Genomic DNA, 18,534 nt, shown 5'->3' with positions numbered 1-18,534 from the left:
CCGCACGCCCCTCGCCCGGCGAAAACCCAATCACGCTAGTGGGAGATCCAGAACCGCCGACGGGCCGTATTCAAGCGGATAATCGAATACTCCTTTTGCTCACCCGACCAGCATTCCGGAGACCCGTCCATGTCCATCGCCAGCACGTCCGCCGGGGCGGCGCCGGGAGCAGGAGCGGCCGCGCGCCGTTCCCTCACCATCGCCAGCCGCCAGATCATCGGCTTCAGCGTCGTTCTGGTGCTGATGATCGTCCTGACCGCCATCGCGGCGGTACAGGTCGACAAGATCAGCGCCAGCCTCGCCACCATCATCGACGTCAACAGCGTCAAGCAGCGTTACGCCATCAACTTCCGCGGCAGCGTCCACGACCGGGCCATCGCGCTGCGCGACGTCGTGCTCGTGACCGAACCCGCCGAACTGCGGCCGGTGCTGGACGACATCGACCGCCTCGCCGCCTTCTACCGCGAGGCGGCCGTGGCCATGGACAAGATGTTCGCCGAATCCGACAGCATCACCGACGAGGAACGGCGCCTGCTCGCCGCCATCAAGGAGACGGAGGCGCGGACCGAGCCGATGATCGCCCGCACCATCGCCGCCCGCAACGCCGGCGACGAGGCGACCGCCAAGAGCATCCTCATGCAGGACGCCCGTCCCGCCTTCGTGGAATGGCTGGCGCGCATCAATGCCTTCATCGACCACCAGGAAAACAAGAACCAGCAGATCTCGGCGGAGACCCGCGCCGTTGCGCAGAACTTCCTCACGCTCATGGTCACCCTGTGCCTGGTCGCCCTCGGCGTCGGTGCCGGCTTCGCCTTCTGGAACGTGCGCTCGGTGAAGCCCCTGCGCGGCGCGACGGCCGTGATGCTGCGCCTGGCCGACGGCGACCTGACCGTCGAAGTTCCCAAGGCGCGCGCCGGCGACGAGGTGGGCGACATCGTGGTGGCGCTGGAAGCCTTCAAGACCAGCGCGGCGGAACGCGAGGCCCTGCGCGCCCGCGAGGCCGAAGCGGCGGCGCGTCAGGTGGAACGGGCGAGCCGCATGAGCGCCCTGACCTCCGACTTCGAGCGCACCGTTTCCGGCCTGCTGGAGGCGGTGAGCGGCTCGGTCCGCACCCTGGACGGGACGGCACAGACGCTGACCGGGTCTTCCCAGCAGACCACGGCGCGCGCCGTCGCCGCCGCCGACGCCACCCGCGCCGCCACCGGCAACGCCGAATCGGTGGCCGCCGCCACCGACCAGCTCGACCGCGCCATCGCCGAAATCGCCGAGCGCCTGCGCGCCTCCACCGACGTCGCCGCGCGGGCCGAGGAACAGGCGCGCCTGACCAACACGACCATGACCGGCCTCTCCGCCGCCGCCGACCGCATCGGCGAGGTGGTGAAGCTCATCAACGACATCGCCAGCCAGACCAATCTGCTCGCCCTGAACGCCACCATCGAGGCGGCTCGTGCGGGCGAGGCCGGCAAGGGCTTCGCGGTCGTCGCCAACGAGGTTAAGACACTGGCCTCGCAGACCGCCCGGGCGACGGACGAAATCGCCCAGCACATCGCCGCCGTGCAGTCGGAAGCGTCGGCGGCAGTCAATGCGACGCGGGAAATCGCCGCGACCATCGAACGCATCAGCGACATCACCGAAGGCATCGCCGAAGCCGTCAAGCAGCAGGGCGCGGCGACGACGGAGATCGCCCGCAACATCCAGGAAGCGGCCCGCGGCACGGCCGACGCCTCGACCAACGTGCAGGCGGTGCTGGTGACGGCGCGGGCCACCGACGAAGCCTCCGGCCACGTCTCCGGTGCGGCCGGCGATCTGAAGGACAAGGCCGGCACGCTCAGCCGCTCGGTGGAGGCCTTCCTGCGGGAGATCCGCGCCGCCTGACGGAAGTCCCTGCCCCCTACCCCGATTGGTGCTCCCGTCGCCCCGGCGCGACGAGAGCACCTTAGGGAAAACCCCAATACCTCGGCACATTTAGAACTTCTAAAATTCGGATCTTCACCTGCAACACGCGCCGCCGCAGCCCCAGGGCCTATGAAGAGCCCGCGACGGCGCCCCGGGAGACGATCCATGCGCATTCTCACGCCCGCCGTCGCGGCGGCGACCCTCGCCCTGGCCCTCGCCGTCACCGCCCTGCCCGCCTCCGCCGCCGAACCGGCCGCCTGGACCGTGCCGGACGTGGAGGCCCTGCCGCACGACGTCTACGGTGATTTCGTGCGCGAGGGCCGCGACCTCTTCGTGCAGACCTATGCCCACATCGGGCCGGAGGTCGCCGACCCCGAAAAGCGCTTCGCCGGCAACAACCTGGCGTGCGGCAGCTGCCACCTGCAGGGCGGCACGCAGAAGTTCGGCATCCCCATGGTGGGCGTCTATGCCGACTTCCCGCAGTACCGCGGCCGCGAGAACACCATCGGCACCATCAACGGGCGCATCAACGGCTGCATGCAGCGGTCCATGAACGGCAAGCCGCTGCCCGACAACAGCCGCGAGATGCGCGCGCTGGTGACCTACATCGCCTTCCTGTCCACCGACATACCGGTGCGCGAGAAGATCGAGGGCCGCCAGACGCCCAAGTTCACCCCGCCCGACCGCGCCGCGGATCCGGTGCGCGGCGAACAGGTCTACGCCGAAACCTGCGCCGTCTGCCATCAGGACGATGGTCAGGGCATCCGCAACGGCGAGCCCGGCGACGCCCAGGGCTACCAGTTCCCGCCGCTGTGGGGGCCGGACACCTACAACCACGGCGCCGGCATGCACCGCGTGCTGACGGCGGCCGCCTTCATCAAGTCCAACATGCCGCTCGGCACCACCTACGACGCGCCGGTGCTGTCGGACGAGGACGCCTACGACGTGGCGGCCTACATCAACTCCAAGGACCGCCCCGTCAAGGCGGGCGTGGAGAAGGACTATCCGGACCTGTCGAAGAAGCCGGTGGACAGCCCCTACGCCCCCTACTTCGACGAGGCCTCGGCCGAACAGCACAAGTACGGCCCCTTCCAGCCGCTGGAGGAGGCCCGCAAGAAGAAGATCGCCGAGCTGAAGGCGAAGAAGGAGCAGGACGCCAAGGCGGCGAACTGAAACCCCATCGCGTCTCCCGCGCGCCCCGGCCCTTGCGGTCGGGGCGCCGCGCGTTTAGGAAGGGCGTTCGACAGCCATCCAGAGAGACGCCATGAGTTCCGCCGACGACACCCGGCCCAAGCGCGACCCGCTCGCCGATCACATTCTCGCCCTGTGCGGCGAGAAGGGCAGCATCCGCCCCGAGGACGCCGCCCGCTCCTACTTCGAGATGTACCGCCGCCCCAAGGACCGCGACGAGGACTGGCGCCGCTACATGGTGCCGGTAAAGCAGCAGATGGTGGCGCTCGCCCGCCAGGGGCTGGTCGACATCACCCGCAAGGGCGAGGTCCAGGACCCGGACGACTTCAAGGGCCTGGTGCGCATCCGTCTGGCGACGGGCGAACGGCCGGCACCGAAGGCGTCCGATCGGGACGACGACGGCGAAGACGACGCGGAAGACTGATCGCGCTGCCGGCGGGCCGCGTCACCAGCGCGATGCCCGCCGCTACCGGCACGATGCCGGCGAGATCGCTCCACGCCAGCGGCTCGCCGTGCAGCAGCCAGCCGAACAGAAGGCCGAGCGGCGGCAGGGTGAAGTGCCAGGCGCTCGCCGCCGTGGCGCTGCCGCGCGCCAGCAGGGCGAACCACGCCAGATAGCCGCCGATGGACGACACCAGCACCATCCACGCCAGCGTGGCGAGGAAGGTGGGGCTCGGCGTCGGCAGCACCACGCCGTCCACCATCCAGGCCGCCGGCAGCAGCATGACGCCGCCGAACAGGCTCTGCAGCGACACGTTGGCGAGGATCGGCAGGCGGGCGTCCATCACCTTGAACAGCAGGGTGCCCGTGGTCAGCGCCGCCAGGGCGCCGAAGGTGAGCAGCAACGCGCCGGCGTCCTCCGCCCCCGCGCCCAGCCGCGACCGCACCACCAGCGCCACCCCCGCGAGCCCGAGCACGAGGCCGAGCCCCTTGCGCGCCGTCAGCCGCTCGTCCAGCACCACTGCCGCGGCGACCGCCGTCAGGATGGGGTTGGCCGAAACGACGAGGCTCGTCAGGCCGCTCGACACCCCGCCGAGGCCGGCGAAACTCAGGCCCAGGTAGAGCGCCTGGTTGAACACGGCGAGCACCGCCGTCACCGCCAGCGCCCGTCCCGTCAGGCCGGCGAAGGCGCCGCGCCACGCCGCCCACGCCGCCAGCAGCGCCCCGGCGATGAGGAAGCGTAGGGCGACGAAGGTCAGCGGCGGGCAGTCCGTGAGCGCCAGCTTTCCGACGGCGAAGGCGCTGCTCCAGATGAGGCAGAAAGGCACCACGAGAAAGGCGGTCGAACGGGTGGCGGCGGTCATGGACCTGTCCTCCGGCTGGGGCGATGACACACCCAGGCTAGGAGGAGGCTTCATCATTGGGAAATTAGATGTTAGACTGCCTATCATCCGCTTTATCGATGCACACTCCGACGGAGGGCCGCCCGCCATGCCCGACTTCGACATCGCGCTCCTGCGCACCTTCGTCTCGGTGATCGACGCCGGCGGCTTCACCCGCGCCGGCCAGCGCGTCCACCGCACCCAGTCGACCATCAGCCAGCAGATCAAGAAGCTGGAGGACCAGGCCGGCGTCGCCCTGCTCGACCGCTCGGCGCGGCACCTGCGGCTGACCGACGACGGCGAGCGCCTGCTGTCCTATGCCCGCCGCATCCTGGCGCTGTCGAGCGAGGCCAAGGCCCTGTTCTCCGGCCGCCGCACGGAAGAGGTGGTGAGCATCGGCGTGACCGAGGACTACGCGGTGGACCGCCTGCCCGCCCTGCTGTCCCGCTTCGCCCGCGACCACGGCGGCGTGCGGCTGCACGTGCGCTGCGGGCTCAGCATCGCCATGCTGGCCGACCTGGAGGCGGGCGAGCTGGATCTGGCGCTGGTCAAGCACGTGCGGCCCGGCAGCTCCGCCCTCGCCACCTGGCGGGAGCCGCTCATGTGGGTGACGGCGGCCGACGGCGGCCCCATGAACGAGGACCCGCTGCCGCTGGTGGTCTTCCCGCTCGGCTGCGTCTACCGCGACCATGCGGTGCACGAACTGGAGGTCATGGGCCGGCCGTGGCGCATCGCCTACACCAGCCCCAACCTCTCGGGCGTGCAGGCGGCGGTGACGGCGGGCCTCGGCGTCAGCCTGCTCGACCGGGTGGAGGTGCCGGCGGGCGCCCGTATCCTCGGGCCGGAGGAGGGCTTCCCGTCCATGCCGGAGGCGGAAATCGCCCTCTACGCCCGCGGCCCCATGACCCCGGCGGTGCAGGCGGTGGCCGACCTGCTCATCGACAGCCGCCCGCAGTGCGACGGCGCCGCGGCGGCGGAGTAGCAGACCTCAGGCGTGACCGACGCCGTCCTCCTGGCACGGCGTCGGCGCATCGGCGGTGGGGATCTCCACCACCACGCCCGTCGCGCCCCAGTCGGCGGCGGGCACGGGATGCAGGCGCACGTCGTCGCCCGCCAGCCCCTTGCACAACTCCTCCACCGGTGCGGCGTCGAGCGGCCCGGCCGACAGGATGGCGAGCAGGCCGTAGCGGACGGTGCCGCCCGCCTCCGGCCCGCAGGCCTGATTGAAGGCGCCGAGCCGGGCGAGGCTGGCGACCACGGCGTTGGGATCCCACTGCGGCAGGATCTCCAGCGCGCCGCGCGGCAGGTCGCGGTGGTTCCACACCAGCAGCGACGCCCGCGCCGTCATCAGCACCGGCGGCAGGCTGGTCGGGCGCGGCAGGCCGGCATGGGCGACGGCATCGGCGTAGCGGGTGTCGAGCGTCACATAGGCGCGGCTTTCGGTGCGGACGAACCCCGCCAGCAGCTCGCGCGCCACCACGGCTTGCGTCAGGCCCGCTGGCGGCCGGTCGGCGAGGCGTCCGCCGCGCGACATCGCGCCGTACTCCTGCAACGCCGTCGCCACCGCTTCGGCGGTGGCCGCTCCCATGTCCATGCGCATGCCGTGCGTCCCCCTCTGCGCCGCCGGAATGCATGGCGGCCCCCGCATGGTAGCGCATGCGCGATCCTCCGTCCCGCCCCGACGTTGGAAGGAGAAGACCCGTACGCTCGACACCGGAGGCCCCGCCATGCGCGACCCGACGCGCCAGGACAGCATCCTCGTCGCCCGCGAACGCCTGGAGCGCACCAAGGCCTGGCTGCTGCTGGCCGGCTGCGGTGCGGTGGTGACCGGCGTGCTCGGCGCCGCGGCGCCCGAGACCGGCGCCGCCGTCTTCGCCGGGGTGATCGGCGTCGGCGCGGTGATCGGCGGCCTGCTGCAGACCCTGCGCGGCGCCCTGTTCCACCGCTGGCGTCCGCGCTCCATCGTCTTCCGCCTCGTCAGCGGCCTCACCGCCCTGGCCGTCGGCGTCGCCCTCCTGTGGACGCCGCTCGACGCCGTCGCGGCGCTGGGGCTCGCGGCATCGGTGCTGCTGGTCGGGCACGGTGCCGCCCGCGCCCTGCTCATGGCGCGCGACGGCGACGACCGGTGGTGGATGTGGGCCGGGGTCGCCGCCGCCCTGGCCGCCGTCGCCGCCGTGGTGCTGGCGGCCGGCTGGCCGGGTGCCGCCGTCTGGGCCTTCGGGACCATCGGCGGGCTGCTGCTCTTCGCCCTCGGCTGGTGGCTCATCATGCTGGGCACCGCCGCCGACTCCCGCTCCGACCGCAACCTCGCAGGACGATGGCCGCCGCGATGACCGACTTCACGCCCACTCCCCTGCCCGCCGCCGTCCGCCACGAACTCTGCGCCGCCGCCGCGGCCTTCCTCGACGGCCTCGACGACGACCGGCGGCGGCGCGCCCAGTACCCGCTCGACGGACCGGCGCGGCGCGACTGGCACTACTTCCCCCGCCTCGACCAGCCGGGCCTGCGCCTCGCCGAAATGGACGGGCCGCAGCGCGAGGTCGCCCGCCGCCTGCTGCGCACCGCCCTGTCGGAGCGCGGCCTCGCCAAGGCCGAGGCGATCATGCGGCTGGAGACCCTGGTGCGGCGGATGGAGGAAGAGTCGGTCTACCACCCCGACAACTACTCCTTCGCGGTGTTCGGCCAGCCGTCCGACGATACCCCCTGGGGCTGGCGCATCGACGGCCACCACCTGTCGCTGACCATGGTGGCGACGCCCGACGGCGACCTCACCGTCACGCCCCACTTCATGGGCGCCAACCCGGCCGAGGTGCACGGCGGCGACCTGGACGGGACGCGCCCGCTGGCCGAGGAGATGGACCGCGCCTTCGGCCTGCTCGACGGCCTCGACCAGGGCGAGCGGGCGCAAGCGATCATCGCCGACCGATCCATGGGCGACATCCTCACCGGCCCGGCCGCGAGTCCGCTCTGGCGACTCCCGAAGGGCTGGCGGCGGCGCATCTGCCCGAGGCCCGGCGCGAGGGCCTCATGCGGCTGGTCGCAGCTTACGCCCACCGCCTGCGCCCCGACCTGGCGGAGCGTGAGCTGGCGCGGGTGCGGCAGGCGGGGATCGAGCGGCTGCACTTCGCCTGGGCCGGTTCGCTGACGCCCGGACGCCCGCACTACTACCGCATCCACGCCCCGACGCTGCTCATCGAATACGACTGCACCCAGGACGACGCCAACCACGTCCACACCGTGTGGCACGACCCGACGGGCCGCGACTTCGGCGACGATCCGCTCCGCCGCCATTACGACCACGGCCACGCCGACCCACACCACGGTCACGATCATTGACCGCGGCGGCGCGGCCGGCCACCCTGCGGCGGAGACCGACCGCAGAAGGACGCCGCCCGTGCTGGAACTCTACGTCGATGCCGACGCCTGTCCGGTGAAGGAAGAGGTGATGCGCGTCGCCGACCGCCACGGGCTGGTCGTCCACATGGTCGGCAACCGCTGGATCCGCCTGCCCGAAAGCCCGCGCCTGAAGCGCGTCGTCGTCCCGGCCGAGCCCGACGCCGCCGACGACTGGATCGCCGAGCACATCGGGCCGGGCGACATCTGCGTCACCCAGGACATTCCGCTGGCCGCCCGCTGCCTGGAGAAGGGCGCCAAGGCCATCGGCAACAAGGGCAAGCCCTTCACCCCCGACAGCATCGGCAACGCGCTCGCCATGCGCGACCTGATGACGACGCTGCGCGAAACCGGCGAGATCACCGGCGGCCCCTCCAGCTTCGCCAAGGCCGACCGCTCGCGCGTCCTGCAGGCCCTTGAAGACGCCATCCAGGCGGTGAAGCGGGGGCGGTAGCAGAGTGGTTTGCGCTCTGTCGCTGTCGCGCCAGAGCTGCGTTCAGGCGCCACGCAGGCTCTCGCGCCTGACCGGCGCGGGGGCGCAGTCGCGCCCCGGTTCGCGGCTTCCGATCTCGTTCGATCGGAAGCCGCTCTAATCCACCAGCTCCGTCGCGATCCGCACCTCGGAATGCAGGGTGCGGTGGACCGGGCACTTGTCCGCGATTTCCAGCAGCTTCGCCCGCGTCGCGTCGTCGAGGTCGCCGCTCAGGGTGATGCGGCGGTCGATGTGGTCGATCTTGGCGCCCGCCTCGTCGCAGTGTTCGCAGTCGGTGACGTGGCGCTTCTCGTGGTGCAGGCGGACCGCGACGCCGGTCAGCGGGATCTGCTTGCGGGCGGCGTAGAGGCGGATGGTCATGGCGGTGCAGGTGCCGAGGCTCGCCAGCAGCAGGTCGTAGGGGCTCGGGCCGCTGTCCATGCCGCCCACCGTCACCGGCTCGTCGGACAGGAACTCGTGGCCGCCGACGGTGACGCGCTGCTGGAAGCGGCCCTGCCCGGTTTCCTCCACCAGCACCGTGCCGACGTCCACCGGCTCGCGCCCGACGGCGGTCGCCGCCGGATGCTCCGGCAGGTAGCGGCCGGCCCAGGCGGCGATGACCTCGGCGGCATAGGCGGCGTCGGCGCGGTCGGAAAGCAGGTGGTCGGCGTCGTCCAGGCTGATGAAGCTCCTGGGGTGGCGGGCGGCGGCGAAGATGCGGGTGGCGTTGTCGATGCCGACGATCTCGTCGCGCGGCGCGTGCATCACCAGCAGCGCCTTGTGCATGTGCCCGAGGCCGTCGAGCAGGCGGTGCTCGTCGATGTCCTCCAGGAAGTCGCGGGTGATGGTGAAGGACCGCCCGGCGATCTTCACCTCGGCCTTGCCCGTTTCGTGGATGGCGTCCAATTCGTCGGTGAACAGGTGGGTCACATGCGCCGGCCCGCAGGGCGCGTTCAGCGTCACCACCGCCGACACCGACTCCAGCCCCGGCGCCGCCGCCAGCACCGCCGCGCCGCCCAGCGAATGACCGACCAGCAGCGACACCGGCCGCCCCTCTTCCGCCATCCAGGCGACCGCGGCGCGCACGTCGGCGACATTGGAAGAAAATCCGGCGTTGCCGAACTCGCCCTCGCTGTCGCCGAGGCCGGTGAAGTCGAAGCGCAGCGTGCCGATCCCCCGCTCCGCCAGCGCCTTGGCGACGCGCGAGGCGGCGAAGACGTCCTTGGAGCAGGTGAAGCAGTGGGCGAACAGCGCCCAGGCCGTCGCCTCGCCGTCGGGCCGCTCCAGCCGGGCAGCCAGCGTATGGCCGTCGGCGCTGTGGAACGTCACCTTCTCGCTTGCCGTCATGGCGTTCTCCCTTACCCTCGTCACATGTCCAGCCGAGCCAGGAGCCTAGCATGTCCGAACACCGGGTCGAGATCGTCAGCCGGGAGACCGTCTACAAGGGGTACTTCCGCATCGATGCCTACCGGCTGCGCCACAGCCTGCACGCCGGCGGCATGAGCCCCGAACTGACGCGCGAGGTGTTCGAGCGCGGCCACGCCGTCGCCGCCATCCTCTACGACCCCGACGCCGACGCCGTGGTGCTGGTGGAACAGTTCCGCATCGGCGCCTATTCCGCCGACATGCCGGCGTGGGAGCTGGAATGCGTCGCCGGCATCATCGAGGACGACGAGACGCCCGAAGCGGTGGTGCGGCGCGAGGCGGTGGAGGAATCGGGCCTGACGGTCGGCGAGGTGGTGCCCGTCGCCCGCTACCTGTCCTCCCCCGGCGGCTCGTCGGAAACGGTGGAGATCTTCTGCGGCCGCATCGACAGCCGCGGCGCCGGCGGCATCCACGGCCTGCCCGAGGAAGGCGAGGACATCAAGGTCGTCGTGCTGCCCTACACGGACCTGGAGCGCATGGTCTTCGCCGGCACCATCGGCAACGCCATGACCCTCATCGCCGCCCAGTGGCTGGTGCTCAACCGCGCCGAAGTGCGCAAGCTGTGGCCCAAGCGCCCTTGATCGGCAGGCCGGCGCGCCATACCCTCATGCTCACGTGTTTTTAGAAGGAATTGTACACCATGGACGTGAGAAACGGGCTGGTCGGCAGCGTCGGCAATACCCCGCTGGTCAAGCTGGAATGGCCCTCGCGGGTGACCGGGCGCACCATCCTCGGCAAGGCGGAGTTCATGAACCCCGGCGGCAGTGTCAAGGACCGCGCCGCGCTCGCCCTCATCCGCGACGCCGAGGCCCGCGGCGTGCTGAAGCCCGGCGGCACCATCGTCGAAGGCACCGCCGGCAATACCGGCATCGGCCTTGCGGTGGTCGGCAACGCGCTCGGCTACAAGACCATCATCGTCATGCCCGAGACCCAGAGCCAGGAGAAGAAGGACACGCTGCGCCTGCTCGGCGTCGACCTGCGCCTGGTGCCCGCCGTGCCGTTCAAGGACCCCGGCAACTACGTCCACGTCTCGCGCCGCATCGCCGAGGAGACGGGCGCCTTCTGGGCCAACCAGTTCGACAACACCGCCAACCGCGACGGCCACTATGCCACCACGGGGCAGGAGATCTGGACCCAGACGGACGGCCGCGTCACCGCCTTCACCTGCGCCACCGGCACCGGCGGGACGCTCGCGGGCGTCGCGCGGGCGCTGAAGGAGAAGAACCCGGACGTCAGGATCGTGCTCGCCGACCCCATGGGCTCGGCGCTGTTCTCGTGGAAGAAGCTGGGCGAGCTGAAGGCCGAGGGCACCTCCATCACCGAAGGCATCGGCCAGGGCCGGGTGACCAGGAACCTGGAGGACGCGCCGCTGGACGACGCCGTGCAGATTCCCGATGAGGAAGCCCTGGAAGTCGTCTTCTCCCTGGTGAAGAACGAGGGCCTGGTGCTCGGCGGGTCGTCGGGCATCAACGTCGCCGCCGCCATGCGGGTGGCCCGCGAGCTGCCGGAGGACGCGGTGGTCGTCACCATCCTGTGCGACGGCGGCCAGCGCTACCAGAGCAAGCTGTTCAATCCCGAGTTCCTGCGCGCCAAGGGGCTGCCCACGCCGCCCTGGATGGACTAGCATGGCGGCCCACGCATAACCGTCAGGGATGGAGACATGACGAAGGACACCGCCAAGCCGTCGGCTCTGGTCAGCACGCAGTGGCTCGCCGATCACCTGAGCGCGCCCGACGTGCGCGTGGTCGACGCCACCACATTCCTGCCCGGCAGCGAGCGTGACGCCGCCGCCGAGTACCGCGAGTGCCACATCCCCGGCGCGGTGTTCTTCGACATCGACGACGTCTCCGACCATTCCACCGACCTGCCGCACATGCTGCCGCCGCCGGAGAAGTTCTCTGCAAAGGTGCGCAAGCTCGGGCTCGGCGACGGCAACACCATCGTCGTCTACGACGCCAACGGCGGCGGCATGGCGGCGGCGCGGGTGTGGTGGATGTTCCGCGTCTTCGGTGCCCGCAGCGTCTTCGTGCTCGACGGCGGCCTGCCCAAGTGGCAGCGCGAGGGCCGGCCGACCGAGGACATCCCGCCGGTGCCGACGCCGCGCCACTTCACCGCCCGCATGAACCGCACCCTGCTGCGCTCGGTGGAGGACGTGCTGGCCAACCTGGAGACGGGACGCGAGCAGATCGTCGACGTGCGCGCCGCCGCCCGCTTCACCGGCGAGGCGCAGGAACCGCGCCCGGCGGCCAAGGTCGGCCACATGCCGGGCGCTAAGAACCTGCCGTGGGCGGAGCTTTACGACCCCGCCACCGGCGAGATGCTGAAGCCGGACGCCCTCGCGGCCCGCATGGCAGCGGCCGGCATCGACCTGGCGCGCCCGGTGACCGCCAGTTGCGGCTCCGGCGTCACCGCCTGCACGCTCGCCCTGGCGGCGCACGAGGTGGGCAAGACGGACGTGGCGGTCTACGACGGCTCGTGGGCCGAATGGGGCAACCGCGACGACACGCCGGTGGAGCGCGGCGCGTGACGACGGCGGCGCTCGGCGTCGCCATCCGCCCCATGGACGACGCCGAGCAGGACGCCGTGGCCGCCCTGTGGGACGCCTGCGGCCTCACCCGCCCGTGGAACCCGCCGGCGTGGGACATCCCCTTCGCCCGCGCCAACCCGTCGTCGGAGGTGCTGGTGGCCGTGACCGACAACGGTCGCGTCGTCGGCTCGGTTCTGTGCGGCCACGACGGGCACCGCGGCTGGCTCTACTACGTCGCCGTCCACCCCGACCACCGCCGCACCGGCCTCGGCCGCCGCATGGTGGAGGCCGGCGAGCAGTGGCTGGCGGCGCAAGGGGTGTGGAAGGTGATGCTCATGGTGCGCGACACTAACGCGGCCGTGCAGGACTTCTACCGCAGCCTCGGCTACGACCGCGATCCGGTGACGGTGATGTCGCGGCGTGTGGCGCCGTCGCCCGGCGGCGGTTGAGGCGCCCGGGCGGGGTGGCGGCGGACGTTTCGGGGGAGCGGCAGGGCGGCAAGCGACGGGGGAGCCGTGGATGGCCGGGTCAAGCCCGGCCATGACAATTTTTAGTGTAAAATCAACCACTTGTCATGCGCGGACCTGATCCGCGCATCCACGGCGTCCCAGGCGGCTGCCGCCCCTGGCCCCTCCCCGAACGAAAAGGCCGCCGCCGGATCCCATCCGGCGGCGGCCTTCGTCGTTCTGCCCGGTCGGTCGCGAGGAACGCCGGGTCAGGCGGTCTTGCGCAGCGCCTCTTCCATCTTCAGGCCGAAGAACCCGGTGCGGCAGGTGGAGCCGTCGGGGAAGCGCCAGACGGTCGGGACGGACCCGCCGCTCTGGGTGGAGGTCGGCGTCAGGGGCTCGGCGCCGAAGCCGAGCACGATCTCGTCGGCCAGCAGGGCGACCGTGTGGGGCGCGACCTTGTCCTTCCAGTCACAACCGTGACGGCTTTCCATGGTCAGCGAGAACAGATTCAGGGCGTGATGGGCGGTGGGGGTGCCGGGCATTCGAAGTCTCTCCTACAGGTTCAGCCTAGCGGTTACGCCGGACTGATTCCCTCCGAGCGGCGGTTCGAGCCGCCGCCATCCATTTCTGTTGCACTGCAATATACGGTGGAGGATCACCCTCCGCCAGTGCCGTCGCCGAAAAGCGTCCCGTCGCTTGCACAGCCAAGAAACGCGCCGTGTCGAGGCGGGTTGCGGGGCACCTGTTGCAGTTAATTTGCGCCCTTTTTGCACCGCACACAAGTCTCTTTATCCGCCGTTACGACGAAGGTCCTGTGTATCGGGGGTGGAAAGAGAACGGCACAGCCGTCAATATCGCAGGCTGCCGGCCCGGCACCCGCACGGCCCACGACCAGGAACAGAGACGGCCCACCATGAAGCCCGATACCCGCATCGTCCACGCCGGACGCCATCCCGAACGGTTCGACGGCGCGGTCAGCACCCCCGTCTATCGCTGCTCCACCATCCTGTCCGACAGCGTCGCCGACCTGAAGGCCCGCAACAAGGCCAAGTTCGACGCCGTCAGCTACGGCCGCACCGGCACGCCCATCACCATGGACCTGGAAGCGGCCGTCGCCGAGCTGGAAGGCGGCGCCCGCGCCATCGCCACCTCCTCGGGCCTCGCCGCCATCGCGGGGGCGCTCACCGCGCTGCTGTCGGCGGGCGACCACCTGCTGGTGACCGACAGCGCCTATTTCCCCACCCGCCGCTTCTGCGACACGGTGCTGACGCGCTTCGGCGTCGAGGTCGAATACTACGACCCGCTGATCGGCGGCGACATCGCCCGCCTGATCCGCCCCAACACCCGCGTGGTGTTCACCGAGGCGCCGGGCTCGCTCACCTTCGAGATGCAGGACATCCCCGCCATTGCCGAGGCCGCCCACGCCGCCGGCGCGCTGGTGGTGAACGACAACACCTGGGCGACTCCGCTGCTGTTCCGCTCCTTCGAGAAGGGCGTCGACCTGTCGCTGCACGCCGGCACCAAGTATATCGTCGGCCATTCCGATGCCATGCTCGGCCTCATCGTCTGCCGCACGGCCGAGCTGTTCGAGCGGGTGAAGACCTGCGTCGGCACCTTCGGCTACAGCCTGTCGGGCGACGACGCCTTCCTCGCCCTGCGCGGCCTGCGCACCCTGTCGGTGCGCCTCGCCCGCCACCAGGACAGCGCGCTCGACATCGCCCGCTGGCTGCAGAACCACACCGACGTCGCCCGCGTCATGTTCCCCGCCCTGCCCGAGGATCCCGGCCATGCCGTCTGGAAGCGCGACTTCCTCGGCTGTTCCGGCCTCATGGGGGTGGAGCTGCGCCCGGCCCCCGTCGCGGCCATGGAAGCCATGCTGGATGCCCTGGAGCTGTTCGGCCTCGGCTACTCGTGGGGCGGCTTCGAGAGCCTCGCCATCCCGACCAGCGGCTCCATCCAGCGCACCGCCACCCCCTGGAGCGCCGCCGGCCCGACCATCCGCCTGCACATCGGCCTGGAGGACGTGGACGACCTGAAGGCCGACCTCGAGCGCGGCTTCGCCGCCTTCCGCGCCGCCGCCGCCTGACCCATATGACAGAGACCATGACCACCGACACCGCCGCCCTCACCCGTACGCCCGCCGCGCCCGCCGAAATCGAGGCCGCGCTCGCCGCCATCCGCTTCAACGCCGACGGTCTCGTCGCCGCCATCGCGCAGCAGCACGACAGCGGCGAGGTGCTGATGATGGCCTGGATGAACCGCGAGGCCGTGGCCGAGACGCTGACCACCGGCCGGGTGTGCTACTTCTCCCGCTCGCGCAACAAACTGTGGCGCAAGGGCGAGACCTCCGGGCAGCAGCAGCATCTGGTGGACCTGCGCATCGACTGCGACGGCGACACGCTGCTCGTGCTGGTGGACCAGCTGGGAGTCGCCTGCCACACGGGGCGGCGCAACTGCTTCTTCCACGCCCTGCGCGACGGCGCCCTCGCGTCCATCGCCGAGCCCGAGGTGTCGCAGGAGGACCTGTACGGCCGATGAGCGAGACCCTTCCCGTCACCATCCTCACCGGCTTCCTCGGCAGCGGCAAGACGACGCTGCTCAACCGCCTGCTGCAACGGCCGGAGCTGTCCGACACCGCCGTGCTCATCAACGAGTTCGGCGAAATCGGCCTCGACCATCTGCTGGTGCGCGAGATCCAGGACGACATCGTTCTGCTGAACTCGGGCTGCCTGTGCTGCACGGTGCGCGGCGACCTGGTCACCGCCCTGCGCGACCTGTTCCTCAAGCGCGTGCGCGGCGAGGTGGACTTCCGCCGGCTGATGATCGAGACGACGGGCCTCGCCGATCCGGCGCCCATCCTGCACACGCTGATGACCGATCCGCTCATCGGCGCCCGCTACCGCCTGGACGGCATCGCGACGACGGTGGACGCCCTGCATGCCCTGGCGCAGTTCGACGCCCAGCCGGAGTCGGTGAAGCAGGCGGCCGTCGCCGACCGCATCGTCATCACCAAGGCGGACCTGGTCGATGCCGACACGCTCGCCGCCCTGCACGCCCGCCTCGACGGGCTGAACCCGGCGGCACCGCGCATCGTCGCCGATCACGGGGCAGTGGAGCCGGCCGATCTGCTGGAGGCGGGCCTGTTCAAGGCCGACAGCAAGATCCCCGCCGTCGCCGACTGGCTACGGGCGGAGGCCTATGAGACGGCGCACGATCAGCACGGGCACGGGCACGGGCACGACCATCATCACCACGATCACGGCCACGCCCACAGCCATGACCGCCACCACGACGTGAACCGCCACGGCGACCGCATCAGCGCCTTCTGCCTGACCCTGGACGAGCCGGTGGACTGGCAGCATCTGGTGGAGGCGCTGGAGATGATCATCGCCGCGAAAGGCGAGAACCTGCTGCGGGTGAAGGGCATCCTCAACGTTGCCGGCCAGGAGGCGCCGGTGGCGGTGCACGGCGTGCAGCACGTCTTCCACCCGCCGGCCACCCTGCCCGGCTGGCCCGAGGGCAGCGACCGGCGCTCCCGGCTGGTGTTCATCACCCGCGACCTCAGCCCGGCGGCCATCGAGAAGGTGGTCCGCGCCGCCCTCGGGATCACGTCGGACCTCTACGGCGGCTGATCCGCCTGCTGCACCGCAGCTATTCCACACTTCACGGAGAGGTAATTTTATCTCAAAGAACGGCCCGATCCGGCAATTCCCGATTGACAGGACAATGCCAGAGTGGCACCGTGGGTCTTGGCTGAGAATGCGACATGATCAGTCCCCTCTTTTAACCTAAAAGACCGCCCCGATGTCCTCGGAGCGGTCTCTTTTTGAGGGGGCCATGGGCGCGGTTATTTCCGCATGCCCTGCTCGGCTATTAGTCCACGATCTCGGGCAGCCTGCCCTCGTGCGCCACGAAGGGCGCGTATTTCATGTCGCTCTTCAGGATGTGGTTCACCAACCAGGTCTTCAGGAAGCGCAGCACCTCCTGGCTGTCCACCTCCTGCGGCGAGCGCTGGAACAGGGTCAGGATGTCGCTGACCGTCGCCTCGATCTCGCGGTGCTTGCGGGCGTGGGCCTTGAAGCCGGGGAAGCGGCATTCCCGCATCACCGTTTCTTCGCGGGCGAAGTGCGTTTCGACGTAGCGCTTCAGGCTGCCGATGACCATGCCGATGACGGCCGTGTCCTGGCGCGTCTCGATGGCGTCGTGCAGCTGGTTGATGATGTTGATGAGCATCTGGTGGTCGAAGTCCAGCGTGGCGTGATGCACGCTGTATTCGTCCCGCCACTCCATGAACGGCATGACGCCTCGCTCCGCGCGATCGGGTGTTTCGGGGGTGGAGGACATATTACAGTCCTGCGACCAATGTCGCAATCCGCTTGGTGTCTTTCGGCACATGGTCTCGGCGTGTCGCGAGCAGTGTCCGGCCTGCGCTTGCGGGCTTGCCAAACCGCCCGCGAGCCCATAGGTTTCCCACCCGACCGGGGCGTAGCTCAGCCTGGTAGAGCGCCAGCTTTGGGAGCTGGATGCCGGAGGTTCGAATCCTCTCGCCCCGACCACCGACGAAGACCACGAGGGACAGGACATGGCGATCTCCGTGCGCATCCACCGGCCGGCCAAGACGGCCATGCAGTCCGGTACCGGCAACAGCCGCCGCTGGCTGCTCGAGTTCGAGCCGCAGGCCGCGCGCAGCATCGACCCGCTGATGGGCTGGACCAGCAGCCGCGACACCCGCCAGCAGGTGAAGCTGTGGTTCGCCAGCAAGGAAGAGGCGATCGCCTACGCCAAGCAGCAGGGCTACGACTACCGCGTCGACGAGCCCAAGGAGCGCCGCGTGAAGCCCAAGTCCTATGCCGACAACTTCGCCTACAGCAAGGTGTCGGAGCCCTACAAGGTCAAGCACAACGTCTGATCCCGGCCCGGCGGCGCGGCCTCCGTTCCGGACCAGGCCACGCCGCCCCTGCCCGGCCCGCGCGCCCTTAGCTCAGCTGGATAGAGCATCCGCCTTCTAAGCGGACGGTCGCAGGTTCGAATCCTGCAGGGCGCATACCCCTTCCCCGGCACCGCATTTTTCCTGAGATCCGCGCCTAGCCTAGGTTTCCCGGCAATCTGCTGGTAAAGTTTTTGGCAATTCAGGGGCGCGAGTCATGGGTAAGAATCCTCGCTACACAGTCAACCGCGCCGGCACCTACCATTTCGTTCGGGCGGTGCCTGGTGACGTTCAGGCGGTGATCGGGAAAACGCAGTGGCGGAACAGCCTGGAAACCGGCAACCGCAAAGAGGCTGAGCAGAAGGTCCGAAAGCTCCTCGATAGGACCGACGCTGAGATCCAAGCGGCTCGCGCTGCAGAGCACCGCAAACGCCGCCTCAGCGAGATTGCGGCGGAGTTGGATGAACTGGGCTACAGCAGCCCCCCTGATGGATGGGATACCGAAGCCCTCGCGTGGGTATCCCGCTTCCACAAGCAGCACCTCCTAGCCCGGTATGAAGACGCTTCAGCCCGCTTGGCGCCCCTACCTGGCGTGTCGGTCGAGCCTGTGCTTGCAGCCGTGTGGAAGGGCCTTGAGGACGAGCAGCGGCGCATTGACGCGATCCACGAGGAAGTCACCAAGCCATCCAAGCGGAAGCCGCTAGAGCCTCTTGTCCGGGATCGGCTGGAAGATATGTTCCAGCTTTGGGTGAATGACAAACACCCCGCACAGCGGACGCAGGACGAAGCCCGCGTCGCTATGCGTTACTTCCTCGAATTGAATGGCGACCTCCCGGTTGTAGAGCGACATCGTCGGTGAGGAGCGCGCGACATCGAAGGTGACACGATGGACCGCGACGGTGGTGATGATGGATCGGCCTCGCGGTCAGCGC

The 18,534-nt window shown here is 70.0% G+C and carries 21 protein-coding genes, 2 tRNA genes and 1 pseudogene; 19 read left to right on the top strand and 5 right to left on the bottom strand.

Going from position 1 to position 18,534, the window contains the following annotated elements:
• The first annotated feature begins 129 nt into the window (after positions 1-129).
• The 3 genes from CRP50_RS23830 (at position 130) to CRP50_RS23820 (ending at position 3,511) form a co-directional block, all read left to right on the top strand.
• Positions 130-1,875 (top strand): methyl-accepting chemotaxis protein, encoded by a 1,746-nt coding sequence (locus CRP50_RS23830; RefSeq protein ID WP_097281704.1) that lies wholly within the window; start codon positions 130-132, stop codon positions 1,873-1,875.
• 186 nt (positions 1,876-2,061) lie between these two features.
• Positions 2,062-3,069, top strand: coding sequence for a c-type cytochrome (locus CRP50_RS23825; RefSeq protein WP_217992119.1), 1,008 nt, complete (start codon positions 2,062-2,064; stop codon positions 3,067-3,069).
• 91 nt (positions 3,070-3,160) lie between these two features.
• On the top strand, positions 3,161-3,511 hold the full coding sequence (locus CRP50_RS23820) for a DUF3253 domain-containing protein (protein ID WP_097281702.1): 351 nt from the start codon (positions 3,161-3,163) through the stop codon (positions 3,509-3,511).
• Here CRP50_RS23820 and CRP50_RS23815 read toward each other — a convergent pair.
• Positions 3,414-4,391 (bottom strand): DMT family transporter, encoded by a 978-nt coding sequence (locus tag CRP50_RS23815; protein WP_176525331.1) that lies wholly within the window; start codon positions 4,389-4,391, stop codon positions 3,414-3,416. The genes CRP50_RS23820 and CRP50_RS23815 overlap by 98 nt on opposite strands.
• 127 nt (positions 4,392-4,518) lie before the next feature.
• Between CRP50_RS23815 and CRP50_RS23810 the strand changes: the two genes are divergently transcribed.
• Positions 4,519-5,391 carry a LysR substrate-binding domain-containing protein gene (locus CRP50_RS23810; protein ID WP_097281700.1) on the top strand — a complete coding sequence of 291 codons (873 nt, stop codon included), beginning with the start codon at positions 4,519-4,521 and terminating at the stop codon, positions 5,389-5,391.
• A gap of 6 nt (positions 5,392-5,397) precedes the next feature.
• Here the strand turns inward: CRP50_RS23810 and CRP50_RS23805 are convergent, their stop codons facing one another.
• Positions 5,398-6,009, bottom strand: coding sequence for a hypothetical protein (locus CRP50_RS23805; protein WP_097281699.1), 612 nt, complete (start codon positions 6,007-6,009; stop codon positions 5,398-5,400).
• Positions 6,010-6,136: 127 nt separating this feature from the next.
• On the opposite strand from CRP50_RS23805, the gene CRP50_RS25345 reads away from it, so the two are divergent.
• The 4 genes and pseudogenes from CRP50_RS25345 to CRP50_RS23795 all read left to right on the top strand — a co-directional run bounded on the left by CRP50_RS25345 (position 6,137) and on the right by CRP50_RS23795 (position 8,256).
• Positions 6,137-6,742, top strand: a complete 606-nt coding sequence (locus CRP50_RS25345) for an HdeD family acid-resistance protein (protein WP_176525330.1) — start codon at positions 6,137-6,139, stop codon at positions 6,740-6,742.
• A pseudogene (locus CRP50_RS23800) lies at positions 6,727-7,347 on the top strand (DUF3500 domain-containing protein); the annotation flags it as partial. The gene CRP50_RS25345 and the pseudogene CRP50_RS23800, both read left to right, overlap by 16 nt.
• On the top strand, positions 7,335-7,745 hold the full coding sequence (locus CRP50_RS25720) for a DUF3500 domain-containing protein (protein ID WP_245913697.1): 411 nt from the start codon (positions 7,335-7,337) through the stop codon (positions 7,743-7,745). The pseudogene CRP50_RS23800 and the gene CRP50_RS25720, both read left to right, overlap by 13 nt.
• Positions 7,746-7,806: 61 nt before the next feature.
• Positions 7,807-8,256 carry a YaiI/YqxD family protein gene (locus CRP50_RS23795; protein ID WP_176525332.1) on the top strand — a complete coding sequence of 150 codons (450 nt, stop codon included), beginning with the start codon at positions 7,807-7,809 and terminating at the stop codon, positions 8,254-8,256.
• A 135-nt stretch (positions 8,257-8,391) separates the two neighbouring features.
• Here the strand turns inward: CRP50_RS23795 and CRP50_RS23790 are convergent, their stop codons facing one another.
• Positions 8,392-9,621 (bottom strand): alpha/beta fold hydrolase, encoded by a 1,230-nt coding sequence (locus tag CRP50_RS23790; RefSeq protein ID WP_097281697.1) that lies wholly within the window; start codon positions 9,619-9,621, stop codon positions 8,392-8,394.
• A 50-nt stretch (positions 9,622-9,671) separates the two neighbouring features.
• Between CRP50_RS23790 and CRP50_RS23785 the strand changes: the two genes are divergently transcribed.
• From CRP50_RS23785 to CRP50_RS23770, 4 genes are read left to right on the top strand one after another with little or no spacing between them, the layout of a single operon-like run.
• Positions 9,672-10,280: an NUDIX domain-containing protein gene (locus CRP50_RS23785; RefSeq protein WP_097281696.1), complete on the top strand. Its 609-nt coding sequence runs from the start codon at positions 9,672-9,674 to the stop codon at positions 10,278-10,280.
• Positions 10,281-10,339: 59 nt separating this feature from the next.
• Positions 10,340-11,323: a cysteine synthase A gene (locus tag CRP50_RS23780; protein ID WP_097281695.1), complete on the top strand. Its 984-nt coding sequence runs from the start codon at positions 10,340-10,342 to the stop codon at positions 11,321-11,323.
• A gap of 36 nt (positions 11,324-11,359) precedes the next feature.
• Positions 11,360-12,226, top strand: a complete 867-nt coding sequence (sseA, locus tag CRP50_RS23775; RefSeq protein ID WP_097281694.1) for a 3-mercaptopyruvate sulfurtransferase — start codon at positions 11,360-11,362, stop codon at positions 12,224-12,226.
• Positions 12,223-12,675 carry a GNAT family acetyltransferase gene (locus CRP50_RS23770; RefSeq protein WP_245913692.1) on the top strand — a complete coding sequence of 151 codons (453 nt, stop codon included), beginning with the start codon at positions 12,223-12,225 and terminating at the stop codon, positions 12,673-12,675. The genes sseA and CRP50_RS23770 overlap by 4 nt, the downstream gene beginning before the upstream one ends.
• A gap of 266 nt (positions 12,676-12,941) precedes the next feature.
• Here the strand turns inward: CRP50_RS23770 and CRP50_RS23765 are convergent, their stop codons facing one another.
• A complete protein-coding gene (locus CRP50_RS23765) occupies positions 12,942-13,217 on the bottom strand; it encodes a hypothetical protein (RefSeq protein WP_097281692.1) in 276 nt (91 codons plus the stop codon).
• A gap of 371 nt (positions 13,218-13,588) precedes the next feature.
• Here CRP50_RS23765 and metC point away from each other — a divergent pair, with 371 nt between their 5' ends.
• The 3 genes from metC to CRP50_RS23750 are packed head-to-tail and all read left to right on the top strand — an operon-like array spanning position 13,589 to position 16,307.
• Entirely contained in the window at positions 13,589-14,761 is a 1,173-nt protein-coding gene (metC, locus tag CRP50_RS23760) for a cystathionine beta-lyase (protein WP_097281691.1), read from the top strand.
• Between the two features lie 17 nt (positions 14,762-14,778).
• Positions 14,779-15,213: a phosphoribosyl-AMP cyclohydrolase gene (gene hisI / locus CRP50_RS23755; RefSeq protein WP_245913690.1), complete on the top strand. Its 435-nt coding sequence runs from the start codon at positions 14,779-14,781 to the stop codon at positions 15,211-15,213.
• A complete protein-coding gene (locus CRP50_RS23750; protein ID WP_097281689.1) occupies positions 15,210-16,307 on the top strand; it encodes a CobW family GTP-binding protein in 1,098 nt (365 codons plus the stop codon). The genes hisI and CRP50_RS23750 overlap by 4 nt, the downstream gene beginning before the upstream one ends.
• 241 nt (positions 16,308-16,548) lie before the next feature.
• On the opposite strand, the gene CRP50_RS23745 is transcribed toward CRP50_RS23750, so the two are convergent.
• Complete coding sequence (locus CRP50_RS23745) at positions 16,549-16,974, bottom strand: bacteriohemerythrin (RefSeq protein WP_176525328.1); 426 nt, start codon at positions 16,972-16,974, stop codon at positions 16,549-16,551.
• A 180-nt stretch (positions 16,975-17,154) separates the two neighbouring features.
• Here CRP50_RS23745 and CRP50_RS23740 point away from each other — a divergent pair.
• The 4 genes from CRP50_RS23740 (at position 17,155) to CRP50_RS25340 (ending at position 18,461) form a co-directional block, all read left to right on the top strand.
• Positions 17,155-17,231 (top strand) — tRNA-Pro (locus CRP50_RS23740).
• 26 nt (positions 17,232-17,257) lie between these two features.
• A complete protein-coding gene (locus tag CRP50_RS23735; protein WP_097281687.1) occupies positions 17,258-17,584 on the top strand; it encodes an ETC complex I subunit in 327 nt (108 codons plus the stop codon).
• 61 nt (positions 17,585-17,645) lie between these two features.
• A tRNA-Arg gene (locus tag CRP50_RS23730) sits at positions 17,646-17,719 on the top strand.
• Positions 17,720-17,819: 100 nt separating this feature from the next.
• Complete coding sequence (locus CRP50_RS25340) at positions 17,820-18,461, top strand: DUF6538 domain-containing protein (RefSeq protein ID WP_141415246.1); 642 nt, start codon at positions 17,820-17,822, stop codon at positions 18,459-18,461.
• The last annotated feature ends 73 nt before the right edge of the window (positions 18,462-18,534 follow it).

This window comes from Caenispirillum bisanense, assembly GCF_900230255.1.
GTDB classification, from domain to species: domain Bacteria; phylum Pseudomonadota; class Alphaproteobacteria; order Rhodospirillales; family Rhodospirillaceae; genus Caenispirillum; species Caenispirillum bisanense_A.
This window is presented reverse-complemented; position numbering and strand designations above follow the sequence as displayed.